This window comes from Fictibacillus sp. UD, assembly GCF_043558025.1.
In the GTDB taxonomy this organism is placed as follows: Bacteria; Bacillota; Bacilli; order Bacillales; family Fictibacillaceae; genus Fictibacillus.
This window is the reverse complement of record NZ_JARUHH010000002.1, coordinates 41917-59545: the sequence shown is the minus strand read 5'-3', so window position 1 is coordinate 59545 and position 17629 is coordinate 41917. Positions and strand designations below refer to the sequence as shown.

The 17629-nt window shown below is 38.7% G+C and carries 20 protein-coding genes and 1 pseudogene; 15 read left to right on the top strand and 6 right to left on the bottom strand.

Translation table 11 applies throughout. The features are described from left to right. Positions 1-49 precede the first annotated feature (49 nt). A complete protein-coding gene (locus P8610_RS03820) occupies positions 50-907 on the top strand; it encodes a patatin-like phospholipase family protein (protein WP_394603148.1) in 858 nt (285 codons plus the stop codon). Positions 908-1083: 176 nt separating this feature from the next. Further along, positions 1084-1206 (top strand): hypothetical protein, encoded by a 123-nt coding sequence (locus P8610_RS03815; protein WP_289496055.1) that lies wholly within the window; start codon positions 1084-1086, stop codon positions 1204-1206. 85 nt (positions 1207-1291) lie between these two features. On the opposite strand, the gene P8610_RS03810 is transcribed toward P8610_RS03815, so the two are convergent. The 3 genes from P8610_RS03810 to P8610_RS03800 are packed head-to-tail and all read right to left on the bottom strand — an operon-like array spanning position 1292 to position 3841. Continuing rightward, on the bottom strand, positions 1292-2260 hold the full coding sequence (locus P8610_RS03810) for an ABC transporter ATP-binding protein (RefSeq protein ID WP_394603147.1): 969 nt from the start codon (positions 2258-2260) through the stop codon (positions 1292-1294). 12 nt (positions 2261-2272) lie between these two features. Next, positions 2273-3058 (bottom strand): ABC transporter permease, encoded by a 786-nt coding sequence (locus P8610_RS03805; RefSeq protein WP_394603146.1) that lies wholly within the window; start codon positions 3056-3058, stop codon positions 2273-2275. A gap of 3 nt (positions 3059-3061) precedes the next feature. After that, positions 3062-3841 carry an ABC transporter permease gene (locus P8610_RS03800; RefSeq protein ID WP_394603145.1) on the bottom strand — a complete coding sequence of 260 codons (780 nt, stop codon included), beginning with the start codon at positions 3839-3841 and terminating at the stop codon, positions 3062-3064. Positions 3842-3935: 94 nt separating this feature from the next. Here P8610_RS03800 and P8610_RS03795 point away from each other — a divergent pair, with 94 nt between their 5' ends. The 3 genes from P8610_RS03795 (at position 3936) to P8610_RS03785 (ending at position 7607) form a co-directional block, all read left to right on the top strand. Continuing rightward, a complete protein-coding gene (locus P8610_RS03795; RefSeq protein WP_394603144.1) occupies positions 3936-4991 on the top strand; it encodes an EAL domain-containing protein in 1056 nt (351 codons plus the stop codon). 144 nt (positions 4992-5135) lie between these two features. Further along, positions 5136-7229: a peptidoglycan D,D-transpeptidase FtsI family protein gene (locus tag P8610_RS03790; RefSeq protein WP_394603143.1), complete on the top strand. Its 2094-nt coding sequence runs from the start codon at positions 5136-5138 to the stop codon at positions 7227-7229. Between the two features lie 225 nt (positions 7230-7454). Then, positions 7455-7607, top strand: coding sequence for a hypothetical protein (locus P8610_RS03785; protein WP_394603142.1), 153 nt, complete (start codon positions 7455-7457; stop codon positions 7605-7607). Here P8610_RS03785 and P8610_RS03780 read toward each other — a convergent pair. Continuing rightward, positions 7604-7690: a YjcZ family sporulation protein gene (locus tag P8610_RS03780; protein WP_082820548.1), complete on the bottom strand. Its 87-nt coding sequence runs from the start codon at positions 7688-7690 to the stop codon at positions 7604-7606. The genes P8610_RS03785 and P8610_RS03780 overlap by 4 nt on opposite strands. Before the next feature lie 221 nt (positions 7691-7911). Here P8610_RS03780 and P8610_RS03775 point away from each other — a divergent pair, with 221 nt between their 5' ends. The 3 genes from P8610_RS03775 (at position 7912) to P8610_RS03765 (ending at position 12209) form a co-directional block, all read left to right on the top strand. Next, a complete protein-coding gene (locus P8610_RS03775; protein WP_394603141.1) occupies positions 7912-8448 on the top strand; it encodes a copper resistance CopC family protein in 537 nt (178 codons plus the stop codon). A 186-nt stretch (positions 8449-8634) separates the two neighbouring features. Further along, entirely contained in the window at positions 8635-10398 is a 1764-nt protein-coding gene (locus tag P8610_RS03770) for an ABC transporter ATP-binding protein (RefSeq protein ID WP_394603596.1), read from the top strand. A 2-nt stretch (positions 10399-10400) separates the two neighbouring features. Beyond that, positions 10401-12209: an ABC transporter ATP-binding protein gene (locus P8610_RS03765; RefSeq protein ID WP_394603140.1), complete on the top strand. Its 1809-nt coding sequence runs from the start codon at positions 10401-10403 to the stop codon at positions 12207-12209. A gap of 34 nt (positions 12210-12243) precedes the next feature. Here the strand turns inward: P8610_RS03765 and P8610_RS03760 are convergent, their stop codons facing one another. Beyond that, on the bottom strand, positions 12244-13242 hold the full coding sequence (locus tag P8610_RS03760) for a metal ABC transporter solute-binding protein, Zn/Mn family (RefSeq protein WP_394603139.1): 999 nt from the start codon (positions 13240-13242) through the stop codon (positions 12244-12246). Positions 13243-13521: 279 nt separating this feature from the next. On the opposite strand from P8610_RS03760, the gene P8610_RS03755 reads away from it, so the two are divergent. The 4 genes from P8610_RS03755 (at position 13522) to P8610_RS20320 (ending at position 15729) form a co-directional block, all read left to right on the top strand. Continuing rightward, entirely contained in the window at positions 13522-13944 is a 423-nt protein-coding gene (locus P8610_RS03755; protein WP_394603138.1) for a CBS domain-containing protein, read from the top strand. A 436-nt stretch (positions 13945-14380) separates the two neighbouring features. Continuing rightward, positions 14381-14965, top strand: coding sequence for a DedA family protein (locus P8610_RS03750; protein ID WP_289496044.1), 585 nt, complete (start codon positions 14381-14383; stop codon positions 14963-14965). A gap of 157 nt (positions 14966-15122) precedes the next feature. Beyond that, entirely contained in the window at positions 15123-15317 is a 195-nt protein-coding gene (locus P8610_RS03745; protein ID WP_394603137.1) for a hypothetical protein, read from the top strand. Between the two features lie 130 nt (positions 15318-15447). Continuing rightward, the gene (locus P8610_RS20320) at positions 15448-15729 is read left to right on the top strand and encodes a HesB-like (seleno)protein (protein WP_425590820.1); all 282 of its coding nucleotides are present in this window, start codon (positions 15448-15450) and stop codon (positions 15727-15729) included. 51 nt (positions 15730-15780) lie between these two features. On the opposite strand, the gene P8610_RS03740 is transcribed toward P8610_RS20320, so the two are convergent. Then, on the bottom strand, positions 15781-16494 hold the full coding sequence (locus P8610_RS03740) for a thermonuclease family protein (protein ID WP_394603136.1): 714 nt from the start codon (positions 16492-16494) through the stop codon (positions 15781-15783). Positions 16495-16618: 124 nt separating this feature from the next. Between P8610_RS03740 and P8610_RS03735 the strand changes: the two genes are divergently transcribed. The 3 genes and pseudogenes from P8610_RS03735 to P8610_RS03725 all read left to right on the top strand — a co-directional run bounded on the left by P8610_RS03735 (position 16619) and on the right by P8610_RS03725 (position 17609). Then, positions 16619-16801 carry a hypothetical protein gene (locus P8610_RS03735; RefSeq protein ID WP_289496041.1) on the top strand — a complete coding sequence of 61 codons (183 nt, stop codon included), beginning with the start codon at positions 16619-16621 and terminating at the stop codon, positions 16799-16801. 15 nt (positions 16802-16816) lie between these two features. Then, positions 16817-17134, top strand: a pseudogene (locus P8610_RS03730) (redoxin domain-containing protein); the annotation flags it as partial. A gap of 112 nt (positions 17135-17246) precedes the next feature. Further along, positions 17247-17609, top strand: a complete 363-nt coding sequence (locus P8610_RS03725) for a cupredoxin domain-containing protein (RefSeq protein ID WP_394603134.1) — start codon at positions 17247-17249, stop codon at positions 17607-17609. The last annotated feature ends 20 nt before the right edge of the window (positions 17610-17629 follow it).

Here is a 17629-nt window from a genome sequence, read left to right as displayed (position 1 = left end):
AATTAAAATCATAAATAGTAAAGTTAGTTAACAATAGGTGGTGACAAATTTGGAGAACTCTGGACTTATTCTTGAAGGTGGAGGAATGCGCGGTGTTTATACCGCGGGTGTACTTGATGTTTTCATGGAGAACAATCTTTACTTTCCATATGTAATAGGAGCTTCTGCAGGAGCCTGTAATGCTGTCTCTTATCTTTCCAGACAACATGGAAGAAATCGAACGGTTAACCTGGAATTCAGCTCACACCCAGAATACATTTCATATAAAAATTGGCTGTTTAAGAAAAAAGGATTGTTCGGTATGGATTTTATTTTTGATGAGCTTCCTAACCGGTTGGTGCCTTTTGATTATCAAGCGTTTAAGCAGTCAGAAGAGCGTTTTGTTGTGGTTGTTACAGACGTTAGAACAGGAAAACCTGTATATTTAAGCAGGGAAGATTATGAAGAAATGGATATCTCTAAAGTTTTGCGTGCTTCGTCATCGATCCCTTTTATTGCTCCAGTGGTTGAACTTGCGGGTGGGCATATGATGGACGGCGGCATAGCCGATCCCATCCCTGTTCATAAAGCTTTAGATGACGGGGTGAAAAAAGGAGTAGTCGTACTTACGCAAAACCATGGATATCGTAAGAAAAAGCCGAAAATGACTTGGGTGACAAAACGGTTTTACCCTGACTATACAGGACTTGATGAAAGCTTACGAGGCCGTTATTTAAAATATAATGAAACTCTGGATTTTATAGAGGATGAAGAGGAAAAAGGGAACCTATTCGTGCTGCGTCCGCTAGAGAAGATGAAAGTAAAACGAGTGGAGCGGGACCCAAAACGACTCGGAGTCCTTTATGAACAAGGCAGACTAGATGCACTAAACCAGCTTGAACAACTAAAAAACTGGCTAGCAAACTAAAGTTTTAATGAACGGACTAGATTGGACAGATTATCTTTTCAATCGGACAGATTAATGAATCAATCCGACAGATTATCTATTGAAACGGACAGATTATCTGCAGAATAATTTTCAAAAAGGGTGTTGCTTTCAACTTCATTATTATTTTCTACTGTGACCGTTGATTGGAGTGCAAGGTGGGAGACTCCTGCGGGACAGGCGGGCAGGTGAGACACTTATACGTGAAACGTACAAATGTGGCTCACCGCCTGCCCCGCGGAAAGCGAGCACCTGGAACGGAAATCAACCACTTTCAATAATTACAAAGTTTACGAAAACTGCCATATTAAAAGCTTGCCGCAACCGACTCGTACAAATGGGTCAGTTGCAGCAAGCTTTCTTAAGCTAGTAAATCTTTTGAATCACTTCCTCGATATCCGGCTCTTTCATCTGGATATCGACTGGTTCTCCCCATTTTGTTACGTTTCGAAGCAGAAGAGGGGAGGAGAGGATCGAGCGGTCATAATCAATCACTAACTTTTCTTCTTCCCACTTCATTTTTTCAATGCCGTTTAACGATATTTCCTTAATATTTGGCTTAACACGATATTGGATCTCCATTACACTTGGCAATCCAATATTTTTTCGCAGGTCTTCTAATGTTCCATCAAGAACAATTTGTCCGTGGTTAATCACGATCACCCTGCTGCACAGCTGTTCAATATCATCCATATCATGCGTCGTTAACAGGATTGTTTTTTTCTCATTTTGGTTCAGTTCTTTCAAGAAAGCTCGAATACTTGTTTTGGCGTTTACATCGAGACCGATCGTAGGCTCATCTAAAAAAAGTATATCTGGGTCATGTATCATCGCCGCTGCAAGATCACCGCGCATCCGCTGACCTAAAGAAAGCTTGCGAACTGGAGTATCCATGAACTTTCCGATTTGAAGCATATCATCGTATAATTTTAAAAACTGCTCATACTTTCCGTCAGGTACTTTGTACATTTCTTTTAAAATATCAAAAGAGTCCCTTAAAGGAAGGTCCCACCAAAGCTGTGTACGCTGGCCAAAGACGATCCCTATTTTCTTGGCAACTTCTTTTCTTCTTTTTTGCGGGCTCAGACCACCGACTTTAATTTCTCCGCTAGTAGGGTGAAGGATGCCAGATAGCATCTTAATCGTAGTAGATTTTCCCGCACCGTTAGGACCGATATAGCCCACAAATTCTCCTTCTTCAATTGAAAAAGAAATATCGTTTACTGCTTTTACAATGTGATGTTTAGTGGAAAGAAGGGAAGCAAATGATCCGATAAATCCCTTTTTTGTTTCATAGATTTTAAAATGCTTGTTGAGCTTGTGAGCTTCAATCATAAGTAGACCTCCTTAACTGCCTGTACTGTGGTAGTGACGAATTCCAAAATGCCAGAAACGTAATGATAGAAATAGAAAAACGATAGCAACCGCCGGAGGCAATGCTAAGTTCCAAAGACTTCCGCCCTTATTCAACAGAAAAAGAATAGGGGTGTAATTCATAAATCCGACTGGAATAACTGTGAAAAAGATAATCTTCAGCCAGCCCGGATAGATGTTCATCGGGTAGTTGGCTGCATTAAAAGGTGCGTACAGCGTAAACGTTTGAAAATCTTTAATTCTCTGCGTCCAAAAGGCAATGGTTGCGGTCAAAAGACCAAGTGAAAAACAAATAATGACCCCTGCTAAAATTGATATAGGTAAATAAATCAATAGTAAAAATAATTCAACGTTCTCTAAATTCAGACCGATAATAGAAATAATAAGGATAAGTATTCCTTGTATCGTACCGCCGATACGTGACAGATCTAAATTTTTCGTTAAGAGCAGCGATAAAGGAGAAACGGGTCTGATCAGAAGACTGTCAAATTCGCCTTCGACCATGTATCGTTCAAAATTATGTACCTCAACACAAAATACTCGGTAGAGCGTAATTGCAACGGATGAGATTCCGTACAACAAGCCCACTTCAAAAAGATTCCAACCTTTCACATCATTAAAACGCTGCAGTATAGCAGCCAGTAAGACAAAATCAACAGCCATAATCAGTCCGTATGATAAGGAGGATACAAGAAAGTTCATTTTATATTGCATGCGAGATCGCAGGCTTCCCGAAATCAATTTTATATAAAGATTCATACCTTATCCTCCTTGTATTTCTAATTTGTGGCGTGCTTTTTCGGTGAGCCACAAATTCATGAGCGTTAATAAAACAGCCCAAAAAAGCTGTATGAATAAAACCTCGCTCGACACTTTTTCAAGGAATATCATTACCGGATAATAGATTGCACCAGCAAAAGGTAAATAAGGTGTGATGAAAGACAGTGGGGCAGGAAGTAAATCGATGGGTACGAGCTGTCCGCCAAGACCTATTAGTAAGGTGAAGTTAACAAAATGTGCCCAGTCAATCTCAGTTGTCCAGCAAGCACTGATCCCAACCAAGTAGTGCAGATTGATAGATATGATTATAGCTAAAAAGATTGAAATACATAAAAATAGATAACTTGGTACGTGTTGAGGTACATAGAAACCAACTGTTAGTGAAAAAACAAGCCCAATCGGAATGGAACGAAAGAAAAAGTTATACAATAACCGGCCAGCTTCTTGTGAGGTAACATACAGAAAAAAATTGATAGGTCTTACGAGTTCTAATGAAATGGCGCCATTTCTTACGCCGTTTTGAATGTTCAGTCCCGCTGTAAGAAATCCTGAGAGCCAAAGGATGCATTGAACCGCAGCAATGTAATACGTCATGTCCAGTGCACTGTAGGGACTTTCATTTTCTTTACCTTGTAATACACCGACCCATATCGCAATAAATACGAAGCCAAAGATGGCACTGGCCGCATTATTGATCAAATGGGCAACTTTATACTGCATATTTCGCATAAAGCTCTTTTGTAGAAGAATCCAATAAACCATAAGTCCCCCTTTATGTAGTTGTCATTTTTAAAGCGCAGAATTATAAAATAGCAAATTTTACAAAAGTTTGCAATTCTTTTTTGGAGGTTTTGTAATGTCATGTTCTCAGTGTCGACCATCACGTGATTTCCCTATAGAAGGTTTCATTCATATCCGTACAGACCATCCTGTTCTTTTACAAAGTTTGGAGCAGCTTTTTACTGAGGTAGGCTTAGAGGTAATGGCATCATCGAATGCGGTATCTGCAAAATACAACAATCTTCCCTTACTCCAATCACTATGTGAAGGTCTTTCAAGCACATTTAATAACCAAGCTATACAATCGTTCTATTGTGCGCTTACTCTAACTTTCGAGGAAGCAAATGGCTTTATTACATGGATCCCGTTTCCTCACTTTAGGGAAAGAATAAAAAACAGAGATCTTTATGAAGTTATACAACAGCAATTGTTCACTACATACTCACAACCTATTATTTCATTGCAGACAGAAGAAATTTATGGGTATGAATTTTTACTTCGCCCATTGCCGGATCGTATTGAATTTAAACCTTACGAACTTTTTCAGTATGCTGAAAAATCAGGATTACAAGCCCTCTTAGATGGAAATGCACGAATCACCTCCATACAGAATAGTTCTGGAGCAGTGCCTAGAGGAGTGAAGCGTTTCATTAACTTCCTTCCGTCATCCATCTATGATCCAAAGCATTGTTTGGCTACAACATTTAGAGCAGCAGCCGAGGCAGGAGTTGATCCGAATGACTTGGTGTTTGAAGTTGTGGAAACAGAAGAAATTGCAGACATAGATCACTTGAAGAGCATCTTAAAGGCTTACCAAGATCAAGGAATGAAAGTAGCACTTGATGACTTAGGTGCCGGCCATTCAACTCTTGCAGTATTAAAAGAACTGAAACCTAACTATGTGAAAATTGACCGCAAAATTATTTCTTTCTGTGATGAAGACGAATCTAAAAAAGAAATGATTCAGCAGATTGTAGAAGTAGCAAGGGAAATAAATGCGGTCGTATTGGCAGAAGGCATAGAAAGAAAAGAGGAAGCAGAGGTCGTTTTAAACTGTGGTGTTGAGCTCGCACAAGGCTACTATTACGGAAGACCTGTACCTACAAAAAGCCTTACCGCAGCAGCCCTTTAAACGCCTTAAAACCTTATCAAAAAAAGATAAGGTTTTTTTTGATGAATATCTTGGAATTGTGGTCAACTTCTAGTAATCTATAGATAGAAGCTTTTGTAATATAATTGTAAAATTAACGGGAAAATTTCCAAAAGGAGCGGAATGATGGTAACGAAAGCGGATCCGGAAAGAAAGAGGAAGAAAACACAAGTACCCTTTCGTTTAAATGTCTTGTTTTTGGTCGTCTTTTTTCTATTCTCTGTCCTAATTTTAAGGTTAGGTGTTCTCCAGATCGTAAATGGAGAGGAAAAACGTATAGAGTCAGAAGCAGTTGAAGAAGTAATTGCGAGGAAAGAAGCACCGCGTGGAAAGCTGCTGGACAGCAACTTCCGCGAAGTGGTTGGAAACAAACCTTTCTTTTCTTTAACATATACAAAAACAGTAGATACAAAAGCAGAAGACACGATGCGGATTGCAAAATGGCTGGCTGAACGCCTTGGCGTAACAAAAGATCAAGAAAAGAAGATTACAGAACGCGATAAGAAAGACTATTTCATTGCAAAACACGATGTAACTGAACTAATAGAAGAACGACTCAGCAAGAAAGAAAAGAAGCTGAGCGACAAGGATCAATATAAAGCGCTTGTTGATAAGATTACCGAGGAAGAAATCAAAAGTCTCTCAGATGAAGACATTAAGATTCTTGCATACAAACGCGCGATGGAAACAGGGTATGCGTATTCAGCACAGCGCATTAAAACGAATTTAGACAATCAAGAAGTTTCCATTATCTCTGAAAATCTAGGTGACCTGCCAGGGATTGATATAATGGCGGATTCAGAGAGAATCTATCCTTATGGAAGATCAGCCATTTTTGGAGCTGTTAAACAAATACCTAAGTCGAAAATGGATCATTTTATGACAAGGGAATATGACAGAAGTGATCAAGTAGGTATTAGTGGTTTAGAAGTACAATATGAACAGGTTTTAAGGGGTACCAAAGAAAAATCTGTATATTTAACTAACCCTAAAACAGGAAAAACAATCGGTGAGCCTAAAACTATTCCAGGACAACGTGGAAAAGATATTGTACTTACCCTTGATATGGAATTGCAATTCAAGTTAGAACGAATACTAGAGGAAGAAATATTAAAAGCAAAACCTTTGCCAGGAAATGATCTATTAAACTCTGCATATATCGTTATGATGAATCCAAAAACAGGTGAAATTAAAGGGATTGCCGGCAAACGTTATGAAAATGGAAAATTCATTAATCAGGAATATGGAGCATTATTTAATTCATATGAGATGGGTTCAACAGTCAAAGGTGCAACAGTATTAGCTGGACTGCATGAGAAAGTAATTTCTAGAGGTACAGTATTATATGATGGACCTTTTAAGATAGCTGGTGGTCAACCAAAATCATCTTGGAAAAACATGGGATACATTGATGAACTAGATGCTCTAAGAATGTCTTCTAACGTATATATGTTCAATATTATGGACCGGATGATTGGACCTGAACATTGGACAGAAACATATGATGAAGCCCGGTACATGTTTAGTCAATTTGGATTAGGTGTTGAAACAGGTATAGACTTTCCAGATGAAGCAACTGGATATAGAGGTACTCCGATTGAAGGTCAATCGGGGACATTATATGACTTAGGAATTGGTCAATTTGATACCTACACCACTCTCCAATTAGTCCAGTATGTTTCAACAATAGCTAATGGCGGTTATCGAGTTAAGCCCCAGCTAGTTAGAGAGATTAGAGAACCTGTTGATTCAACAGGTAATGGTGGAAAGCTTTTAAAACGGTTTGAGCCCCAGATTTTAAATAGACTAGAAATGTCTCAGGAGAATATTAAAAGAGTTCAACAAGGATTTTGGCAAGTTATGCATAGCCCAGGTGGTACGGCAAAAAGCTATTTTGATGATGCAGAAAAATATCATAATCCTGCCGGAAAAACTGGAACAGCTCAACGAATTCTTAAACATCCGAGAACGGGGCAAATAGTTGAAAAACATAACCTTACATTAGTTGGATATGCACCTTTTGAAAATCCTGAGATTGCATTTGCGGTTGTTGTCCCAGAAGGAACACCACAAGGTAATTTTCAAAAAGTCAATAAATACATCGGACAGCGCGCATTAGAAGCGTATTGGGATTTAAAAGAAAAATACGGTGAAAACGCAGAGACGGTAAACGGTAATTTAGAAAAAGATAAAGAAGCGGCAGAGGACTCAGCACAATGATGCTGAGTTTTTTGTTTATGTAAATGCAAATTTCTATAAGATTTTTGTTATTGGGTTTTTTGCATCACTTTCTTCATTGACAAGTTGATTGGAGCGTAAGGTGCGTGCCTACCACCTGATTATCTTCTATGCCAGGCATGCGACGAGGAATTTACCTCCGAGAATCTGCTTATAGACGCAGGAGCAAGATACTTCCATGAAAGCCGGCAGGTGAGACACTTATACGTGAAACGTACGAATGTGGCTCACCGCCTGCCCCGCGGAAAGCGAGCACCTGGAGCGAAATCAACTACTTTCAAGAACAACATGAATTGCCAAAAGAAAAAAGAAAAAAACCGGCCTAAGCCGGTTTTCTCCTTTCTCGCTATTCATTATTAGCAGAAGCAAGCTGCCCCAACAATAATCAATAGAATAAATAACACTACTACCAATGCAAAAGAATTGCCATAAGAATAACCCATCGATTTTTCCTCCTTTAATTCTTGCAATTGTTAATTCCATATATCCTATGCCTCTTTTCGTTTTCGAAGTGGGCAGGAGCCTAGATTCCAGTAAAATAGGCGTAAAATGTATGTTTGACCACAAAAGTGTCAAGTATTTGTAAAGACTGAATACTTGTGAGGAATGCCTTTTCTTTGTTTTAATGAAGAGAGAAAGAAAATATGGTACAGGGAGTCAAGTTATGAAAAAAATGCTCTTATCCTTTATTTTATTGCTGATAATGGTTATACAATTGCCTTTATCCGCGTTTGCTCATTCCGAACTTGAATCATCAACACCTGCTGAAGGAGAAAAGGTTACAACAGATCTTGAAGCAGTCGTCTTAACCTTTTCAACAAAGATTGAATCGCTAAGTACGATGACTTTAAAAAACGGTGATAAAGAAATTCCTCTCCAGATCAGTATTGAAGATGACCAAATGACTGGTGCGATCAACAATCCGTTAGAGAATGGCAATTATACGGTAGTCTACAAAATTATTGGTGCCGACAGTCATGTGATTGAAGGAAACTATACATTTTCTGTAGATCGTCCTGAACAAGATCAAGCGCAAGAAGAAAATCCAGAAGACAAAAAAGAAGACACTGGTGAGCAAGCATTGCCAGATACAGAGAAAAAAGATCAGCCAAAAAACCCAAGCTATTTTGCACCCCTTACGATTGGCCTCGTGATAGTAATTGCCATCGTATCGTTCTTTGCATTCAGAAGAAAACGTTAATGTAAGAAGTCTCGAATATATCGAGGCTTTTTTTAGTACGATAGGAGAGGGGGTGACTTGTTTAACGAAGTTGATATTTTATTTTGTGTTTTATAAATAAAATGAGCAAAATTATAGTTTTTTCTAACTATTCTGTTATATGATGTATATTGTCTTTTATTTTTAAATAGGGGGAGGGTGATTGATCTGGATACATTCAGAAGATTAAAAGACTTTTATTGGCCTTATAAAAAGTACTTTTATTGGTCGATTCTTACGTTGTTTCTTGTTTCAGGAATTACCGTTGTTTATCCAATGGTCCTGCAATTTACCATTGATGAGATCATTATTAAAGGGGAATATTCATTCGTCCCTTATGTAGCAATCGGTTTTATCATACTCATGGCCATTAAAGGGGCTGCTACATATAGTCACCAGTTCTATGGAGATCTGTTCGGCATTAGTTCCGTCTACCAGCTTCGGGAATCATTGTATGAAAAACTGCAGTTTCTTCCATTTGATTATTACGATAACGCGAAAACGGGTGATCTCATGTCCCGACTTACGGCAGATGTGGAAGGGTTCCGCTTCTTTCTGTCGTTTGGATTTTCTCAGCTTATTAACTTTGTTCTAATCGTTGGCTTCAGTCTTTCTGTTATGTTCTTCTATTCCATTCCTTTGGCCATCATTACACTATGCATGATGCCTTTCCTCGCAATCGTCGTTTACAAGTTTGATAAAGAAGTTCATCCCGCTTTTAGAGGAATTCGAAAATCCATGGCTAACCTCAACACGAAGGTTCAGGAAAATATTAGCGGTATCAATACAGTAAAGTCACTATCTCGTGAAGATTTTGAGATTAATAAATTTGATAAATCGAATGAGGACTATAAATCTCAATTTCTAACAACCTCCCAAATATGGGCAAGATACTTTCCAATCATGGAATTGATCGGAAACCTTTCTGTCGTCCTGCTACTTGCTTATGGAGGTTATCTTGTTATTCAAGGGAACCTGACAGCAGGGGAGCTCGTTGCTTTCTTTAGCCTCGTTTGGTACATTATGGGACCGATTATGAATCTAGGGTTTATCATGAATACTTTTTCTCAATCGAAAGCTTCAGGAGAACGATTGTTAGAGATCTTAGACGAACCTCTTGAGATGGACGTGGAAGACAGGGAACTTGAAAGGGTTCGCTTTGATGGAGAAGTAGTCTTTGAAGACGTAACGCATCGTTATAAAAATGAGAAAAAAGATGCTCTTAAAAATGTAACGTTTACAGCTAAACCTGGACAGACGATTGGACTAATTGGGGCAACAGGTTCAGGGAAGACGTCCATCACACAGCTTCTGTCAAGATTCTATCAGCCAGAGAAAGGCTCCATTCTTATCGATGGGAAGCCACTTGAAAGGTATTCGCTTAGAACGATTCGAAAGAACATAGGTACCGTGCTGCAAGAGTCTTTTTTGTTTTCTTCAACGATCAAAGACAACATTTCATACGGTAACCCTGATGCGGATATGGATGATATTGTGGATGCAGCCAAACGAGCACAAGCACATGACTTTATTATGGAGCTCCCTGACGGATACGACACAGTGTTAGGAGAGAGGGGACTCGGACTTTCTGGTGGGCAAAAGCAGAGAATCTCAATTGCAAGAGCCATACTGATCGACCCGACCATCTTAATTCTTGACGACGCTACAAGTGCGGTAGATATGGAAACTGAATTCAGAATACAAAAAGCTTTAAAAGAAGTGATGAACGACCGGACGACATTTATTATCGCTCACCGAATTTCTTCACTAAAACATGCTGATGAGATTCTTGTTCTTCATGAGGGAGAAGTGATTGAACGCGGAACACATGAAGAGCTCATTAGCGAAGAATCAGGAGCTTACCGCAGAATTTATGACATTCAATACCAAGACAAAGATAAAGTGTTTCAAATGACAGGGCGGGGGGTGTAATAGTGAAAGAAACAAATAAGAGAACACGATTTCGATATTCATCTGAACAAGTCATCGACAAGCCGTTCAACTGGGGACAGATCATTCGCTTGTTTCAATACATGAAACCTTACAGCAAGAACTTATTGCCGAAAGCGATTTTAGCTATGATTGTCTCAACCGCTGTTAGACTTGTCGTACCTTTGTTTATTGGGGTTCTGACATTCGACCATGCGATCAAGAACAAAGATACAAATCTGCTAATAAAATTAATTATTGCGATTGCAGGGCTTTACTTGCTTTCGTGGGGAGCCAATACACTTCGCATCAAATGGATGAACTATCTTGGCCAGTATGTGATTTATGACATACGGAAGCATCTGTTTAAACACATTCAGCGTCTGTCACATCGATTTTTCGATCAGCGTTCTGCTGGTTCCATACTAGTTCGAATCATAAACGACGTTAATTCATTGCAAGATTTGTTCACGAATGGGGTTATCAATGTCCTCATGGATATCATCTTGCTGTTAGGCATTATCGTGATCATGTTTGTTTATAGCCCGGAGCTCACTTTGGCGATTATGGTCATTCTTCCACTAATGTTCTTTATTTCAACCAGTCTTAGAAAAAAAATCAGACGTTCTTGGCAGGTTGTTCGAATCAAACAAGCCAAGCTAAACTCGCATCTAAACGAGAGCATTCAAGGAATTCGGGTTACGAAATCTTATACTCAAGAAAAAGAGAACATGAACTTTTTTAACGGTGTGAACAACGAAACGTATGACAGCTGGAGAACAGCTACACAGCAAAATGCGTTGTTCCGCCCATTCGTTGAAATGTCAAACGCGATCGGAACAGCCATTCTGCTTTGGTTTGGTTCCTACTTGATTCAAGGTGAAGCGTTGGAAATCGGGGTATTTGTTACATTTGCCTTTTACCTCGGCATGTTTTGGGAGCCGATCTCAAGGCTAGGCCAAGTGTATAATCAGCTTTTAGTAGGTATGGCATCTTCGGAAAGAATTTTTGAGTTTCTAGACGAGAAGCCGAATGTGCATGAAAAAGAAAATGCGTATTCCTTCTCACAGATCAAAGGGAATATCGAGTTTAAAGAGGTTGAGTTTTCGTATAACGCTGACCGAAAAGCGTTAAAAGGAATCGATCTTTCCATACAAGGTGGTCAGACAGTAGCTCTAGTGGGTCATACGGGTTCAGGTAAGACTACAATCGCAAACTTAGTGAGCAGATTTTATGATCCAACCGCAGGTGAAGTCTTGATCGACGGTAAGAATTTAAAAGATGTGAACTTGGCAAGCTTACGTGAAAAAGTGAGTGTGGTTCTTCAAGACACGTTTATCTTTTCTGGTACGATTAAGGACAACATTCGTTTCGGAAGACCAGATGCATCTGATGAAGAAGTAAGAAGTGCTGCTAAAGCTGTTGGTGCTCATGCTTTTATTGAGAGGCTATCAAATGGATATGAAACAGAAGTAGAAGAACGAGGGAACGTGTTATCCGTTGGTGAGAGGCAGCTCCTTTCTTTTGCTAGAGCCCTTCTCGCTGATCCAGATATCTTGATTCTGGATGAAGCGACAGCAAGCATTGATACGGAGTCTGAACAAAAGATACAAAAAGCATTAAAGACCTTGTTAAAGGACAGAACGGCTATTATCATTGCCCACAGACTTTCTACTATAAGAGAAGCTGACAATATTGTTGTTCTTGATCATGGAGAAATTATGGAGCAAGGTAACCATTCAGAGCTTATGAACGCTGAAGGAATTTATTATCACCTTGTAGTTTCTCAATTTAAGATGCTTGATGCCATATAAAAAACGCCGGGGAATTTTCCCCTGGCGTTTTTGCTTATTGTAAGGCTTTTGAAAGAGTAGAAATGTTATCTTTCATAATCGTTAGGTAGTCACGGTCATTTTGGATATCTTTTTTCGTTAATGTTTCTAAGTTGTGAAGAGTCATCGTTTCTGCGCCGACTTCTTTTTTAATCATCGCAGCTACTTTATTGTTCACGTTTTCTTCAAATAAGATATAATTCGTTTTTTCTTTTTTTGCGTTTTCAATAATGGTTTGAATCTGCTGCTGACTTGGCTCATGTGATGGAGAAAGTCCGCTGATTGCAATTTGTTCTAAGCCGTAACGCTCAGCCCAATATCCGTAAGCTGCATGAGACACAATGAAAGAATTCTTAGGTGCGTTTTCAACACTTGATTTAAAAGATGAATCTAGCTCTTTTAAATCTGAAATTAATGCTTCATGATTTTTTTGGAACGTCTCTTTCGCTTCTGGTTTTAATTTAACAAGTCCGTTATAGATATTATCTGCCATTTGTTGAGCTAAGACCGGATCAAGCCAGATATGCGGATCAATAGAACCATGGTCATGGTGAGCTTCTTCCTCATGCCCTTTTTCTTCACCCTCATGGCTATCGTGTTCATCTTTATGTTCATCTTTATGTTCATCTTTTTGCTCATCAACATGCTCATCTGATTCATGATACGTAATACCATTTGCACCATCAATAATTGGCATGTCTTCTTCTTTTAGCGTATCTGCAACTGAAGAGGAAAATTCGTCTGATTCTAATTTGTTATAAACAAATGCATCTCCTTCAGTGATCTCCACCATTTTTTTTGTTGAGGGTTCATACGTGTGTGCGTCGGCACCAGGAGGTATAATAGAGGATACTTCCACATGCTTGCCACCAATTCTTTCTGTAAAATATTCTAACGGATACATTGTTGTGTAGATTGTCAATGTGCCGTCTTTTTTATCAGATGCGTTGTTGTTTCCGCATGCTGCTGTTATGAGCAATAGTATAACTGCACTAAGTAAACCAATTTTTTTCATAATAAACTCTCCTTTCAAACAATCCTTACTCATTATAAACGGAATGATTACGATTTGTAAAATGTTATTTATTGTTATGATGAATTTTTTATTAGGCTCTTTTTCTCAAGGTTCCTGATTATTAGCTAAAAATAAAGATACATAAGAGGTCTAATAGGAATTCTTATGGATAATGTTTTATAAAGCAGACATATGTTCTTTTTGTTATAATAAAGAAGGTGTTTATAAAAGCGTTTAAATAAGCGTGAATCATGCTTAAAAAGGAGAGCGCGTACTAACATGAATATTGCTTTTTATTTGTTGCCTAAAGATGAAGTGAAGTATTTGAACCCTGAAGCAACGATGAGACAGGCACTTGAAAAGTTATCTTACCACAAGTATACTTCTGTGCCTCTCGTATCTGAAGAAGGCCGCTACATAGGAACTTTAACAGAGGGAGATCTGTTATGGAAGCTTAGGGAAGCTTTTGACAAAGGGTATGATGAAGTATTGAAAACAAAGTTGGTAGATGTTCCGCAACGAATCAATAATATATCTGTATCCATTAATTCTAATATGGAAGATCTTATTACTTTGTCTACGGACCAAAACTTTATACCAGTTACAGACGATGACGGTCATTTTATTGGAATTATAAGAAGACGGGACATTATCAAGTATTGTGCAAATTTAATTTGGAACAAAGAGCTTACAAAAGATTAAGGCAGCTGTCTTAATCTTTTTGTAATACAAGAGGGGGAATTCAATACTGTTAGTAACATCGGGTTAGTGCTTTTGGATTCTGGAAGGGATTTTAGATTTCTTCTGGGAACATAAATGTAAAATTAGGTGTAAGCATCTTGCCTGGGTGGTGGGTGGTGTGCACACATAGCCTTATTCCTTCAATACCTTTGTATGAAGAAAAAAGCGGTCTATTATAAATATTTCTTACGTATACATTAGGACTGACTGTAGTTTGGACAGGTTAATTTTTACTGAAAACTTATAAGGTCGTTTATACAGGTTTGTGTGAGGTCATTTTGTGATTGTACCTCCTATGGTATTTGCCAGGAAGCGAGGTCGGGAGCATGGTTGGCAAACAGAGCACACATTCCCCGATGCGAAAACAGCAAAATATAAAAACGTTTAAGGAGATATAATGAAAGAATTAGTGATTTCCCTTTTAGAGTGGATTATGAGTTTAGGTCATTTAGGAATTGCGCTGGGATTGATGGTTGAAGTCATTCCGAGCGAACTCGTTCTGTCTTATGGTGGTTATATGGTATCTCAAGGGCATTTGAACTTCACGCTAAGTGTTATTGCAGGTACGATTGGAGGAACGCTTGCTCAGCTCTTTTTATATTGGATGGGGTACTACGGAGGCCGTCCATTTCTTGAGAAGTACGGGAAATATATTCTGATCTCCAAAAAACAAATTGACCTGTCGGAGAAATGGTTTAATAAATACGGAACAGGAGTAATCTTTTTTGCACGTTTCATTCCTGTTGTCAGACATGCGATCAGTATCCCAGCTGGTATTGCGAAAATGTCTTTTGCTAAGTTTACACTGTTTACTACGCTAGCTGTTATTCCATGGTCAATTTTCTTTATTGAATTAGGAAGCCGACTTGGAGCTAACTGGGAAGACATCAAAACAATTGCAGCTCCGTATACAAGGGGCATCATGATTGCAGCAGTGGTGATTATCTTCTTATTTATTTTGTACAAAGTAAAAAAGAAATAAGTTGATAGTCCGATTCTAATTCTATAATTATGAAAGCCTGGTGTACTCGCCAGGCTTTTTATTATTGTCTTGAAGTGGCAGGACAAATTCTAAAATTGAATGTCCAAAACATATATATGGCTAGTGCAAAAAAATGAAAAAATGGGAGGGATGGTGAATGGAAGCATTCATTAAAAACTATCATGAAACGTACAACGCAGCGAAAGTAAATGAGTTGCTGCTGCGCATCAAAGCTCATAACGATAAGGAAAGCATGGCAGCGAAAGTGTCGGAAGCAATGGAAATATGCGGCTTCAGCCCTGGTGACATCGAGCAGGTTCTTAAGCAGCTGAGAGGGGGGGACAGACCCTAGACAATTACACTTTCACCGTTTTTGTGCATCTAGGAAGGACAAAAACGGTATTCTCTTCATCACATAAACAGCCATTTCTTAGACTAGACCGCTACATTTACGTTATACTACTTAGTAAGAGGTGATGGTTGTGGAAATTACGCTAAGCGCAAAAAAATATATTGAAGAAGTGCTTGAGATGAACAACGCCAACGGAATTCGAGTATATTTTGCAGGCATGGGCTGAGGCGGTCCTAAGCTTGGCCTGGCTCTGGATGAGCCGGAAAACACAGATGTAATTGAAGAGATTAATGGAATTAGAGTGGCATTTGACACAAGAATTAAAGACCAGACAGCAACCCTGAAGCTAGACTTTGAAGATTCAAAGCATGGCGCAGGTCTTGTGATGCTCGGTCAGGATGAATGCTGTTAACAAGTTAAAAAACCGCTAATGACTAGGTTAACTCAAGTCATTAGCGGTTTTTTATTGTTGAGACTTTCTGAATCCAGCCTCAATCGCTTCGTTTTCAGAGCAAAACCATTTTTCTGGATTCGTTATATTATAATATCTGCCGCTTTCCACATGATAGATCTTATCTCCTGAGGAATTAATATTTCCCTTGATCTTGCATTCATCACTTGTAGCACTGCCGAGTTCATCATCAGAAGCTACTGGTTCAATTGAAACATAGCCCTCTTCTTGTACATAGTTCTCTAAACTCCAAATACCAACACCATCTTTTTGAGCCTGCTTTTGAATGCTTTCGTACTCATCAACATACTTGGTGTTAGGCTCAAACACATAAGCGACCCGAGCTAAGCCTTTTTCCAGCAAACTTTCCTGCACGCTTTGTCCGTCAGCATAAACATAAGCTAAAAGGCGACCATACTTATCTCTTTCTCCAATGCCGAGTTCTAGCTCAACTTTTGCACTGCTTATCAGTTCTTGTGTGTAGTTGCTAGCTTCTTTACTAAAAGGTTGTACTGGCTTTGAAGGGTGAACGCTCTCCGGTGTATCAACAAGCAAAAAACGAACCGTTTCCGTTTTTCCGCCAACCTGAACTTTTATCGTGTCTCCATCAACAACATCAACTACTTTTACAGCTATGCGGTCTCCATCATTAGAATTAAAATAACTGCATCCTGCAATAAAAATTATGGTGCTTAAAAGAACCATTCTTATAACTCTTAATTTCATATGTATCCTCTCTCAATCAAAATATTGTATAGGGCACGCTTCTTTCAATTATAATAAATGATAGATAAAATAGCTTATATATTATCATACATGAGTAGTTTGTATGTATAGAAAGGAGGATATTGTGAAAAAGATACATAAAATATTTGCCGTTTGTTTAGCTGTTCTTCTTACGCTTGTTGCAGCAGGTTGTGGAAATGACTCAAAAGTAAAAGAAGCAAAATTAGAGAATCAGAATGGCGAGCCTGTTGCTGTCTTTCCGTCCGACAAGCCGTCCTTAATTTTTCTATTCACAACTGCTGGCTGAGGACTCTGTCAAACTCAGCTGGTTCAGCTGAAAGAGAATGTAGAAAAGTTTGACGATATGGATGTAAACATTTATGCAGTAAGTTCAGATACGGTTGAACATTTGTCCGTTTTACATCAAGAGATGAAACCTCCGTATCCGTTTTTATCAGATCCCGAATTTAAGCTGATCGATCACCTTGATATGAAGGGTGAAGGTGTAGCTAAACGGGGATACGCTTTAATTGATAAAAAGGGAAAGGTGATTTTTACAGAAGTAAATGACCATTGGGGAGAACAGATTGACCAAACTTCAAAACAAATACACAACGAATACAAGAAACTAGAAAAATAGTCCGGATCACTCGGACTATTTTTTGTATGTGACAACTGTCACAGATTCTCCATACTAGTTGGTTTAAAATGGGGTTATAATGAAATCAGAAAGACTGAAGGAGGCAAATCATATGTTAAAAAAATCATTTTGGCTTGCAGCAATCGCAGTTCTTGCCATTGGAATCTTGGCTGCTTGTGGTGGCGATAAAGATAAAGAAGAAAGCACAAAAAATGCAGAAGAAACAATCACGATTGAAGCGAGTAATTTTAAGTTTGATAAAGAAGAATACAAAATTCCTGCCAACAAAGACGTTGCCCTTAAATTGGAAAATGTTGATGGGAATCACGGATTAATGATTGAAGGCGAAAAAGTAAACATTGCTGGCGGTTCATCAGATGTTGTAAACCTTAAGCCAGGTGAATACACGCTTCGATGCAGCGTTCCTTGTGGTAACGGGCATGCAGATATGGTTTCAAAATTAGTAGTTGAATAAGAAGTAAGCCCCCGAGCATT

What these genes read in the sequence shown, in the direction of transcription:
- P8610_RS03790 (WP_394603143.1), top strand. Translation starts at nt 5,136, where the DNA reads ATGGTAACGAAAGCGGATCCGGAAAGAAAGAGGAAGAAAACACAAGTA.
- P8610_RS03800 (WP_394603145.1), bottom strand. Translation starts at nt 3,841, where the DNA reads ATGGTTTATTGGATTCTTCTACAAAAGAGCTTTATGCGAAATATGCAG.
- P8610_RS03795 (WP_394603144.1), top strand. Translation starts at nt 3,936, where the DNA reads ATGTCATGTTCTCAGTGTCGACCATCACGTGATTTCCCTATAGAAGGT.
- P8610_RS03805 (WP_394603146.1), bottom strand. Translation starts at nt 3,058, where the DNA reads ATGAATCTTTATATAAAATTGATTTCGGGAAGCCTGCGATCTCGCATG.
- P8610_RS03725 (WP_394603134.1), top strand. Translation starts at nt 17,247, where the DNA reads ATGTTAAAAAAATCATTTTGGCTTGCAGCAATCGCAGTTCTTGCCATT.
- P8610_RS03810 (WP_394603147.1), bottom strand. Translation starts at nt 2,260, where the DNA reads ATGATTGAAGCTCACAAGCTCAACAAGCATTTTAAAATCTATGAAACA.
- P8610_RS03745 (WP_394603137.1), top strand. Translation starts at nt 15,123, where the DNA reads ATGGAAGCATTCATTAAAAACTATCATGAAACGTACAACGCAGCGAAA.
- P8610_RS03760 (WP_394603139.1), bottom strand. Translation starts at nt 13,242, where the DNA reads ATGAAAAAAATTGGTTTACTTAGTGCAGTTATACTATTGCTCATAACA.
- P8610_RS03740 (WP_394603136.1), bottom strand. Translation starts at nt 16,494, where the DNA reads ATGAAATTAAGAGTTATAAGAATGGTTCTTTTAAGCACCATAATTTTT.
- P8610_RS03755 (WP_394603138.1), top strand. Translation starts at nt 13,522, where the DNA reads ATGAATATTGCTTTTTATTTGTTGCCTAAAGATGAAGTGAAGTATTTG.
- P8610_RS03750 (WP_289496044.1), top strand. Translation starts at nt 14,381, where the DNA reads ATGAAAGAATTAGTGATTTCCCTTTTAGAGTGGATTATGAGTTTAGGT.
- P8610_RS03780 (WP_082820548.1), bottom strand. Translation starts at nt 7,690, where the DNA reads ATGGGTTATTCTTATGGCAATTCTTTTGCATTGGTAGTAGTGTTATTT.
- P8610_RS03775 (WP_394603141.1), top strand. Translation starts at nt 7,912, where the DNA reads ATGAAAAAAATGCTCTTATCCTTTATTTTATTGCTGATAATGGTTATA.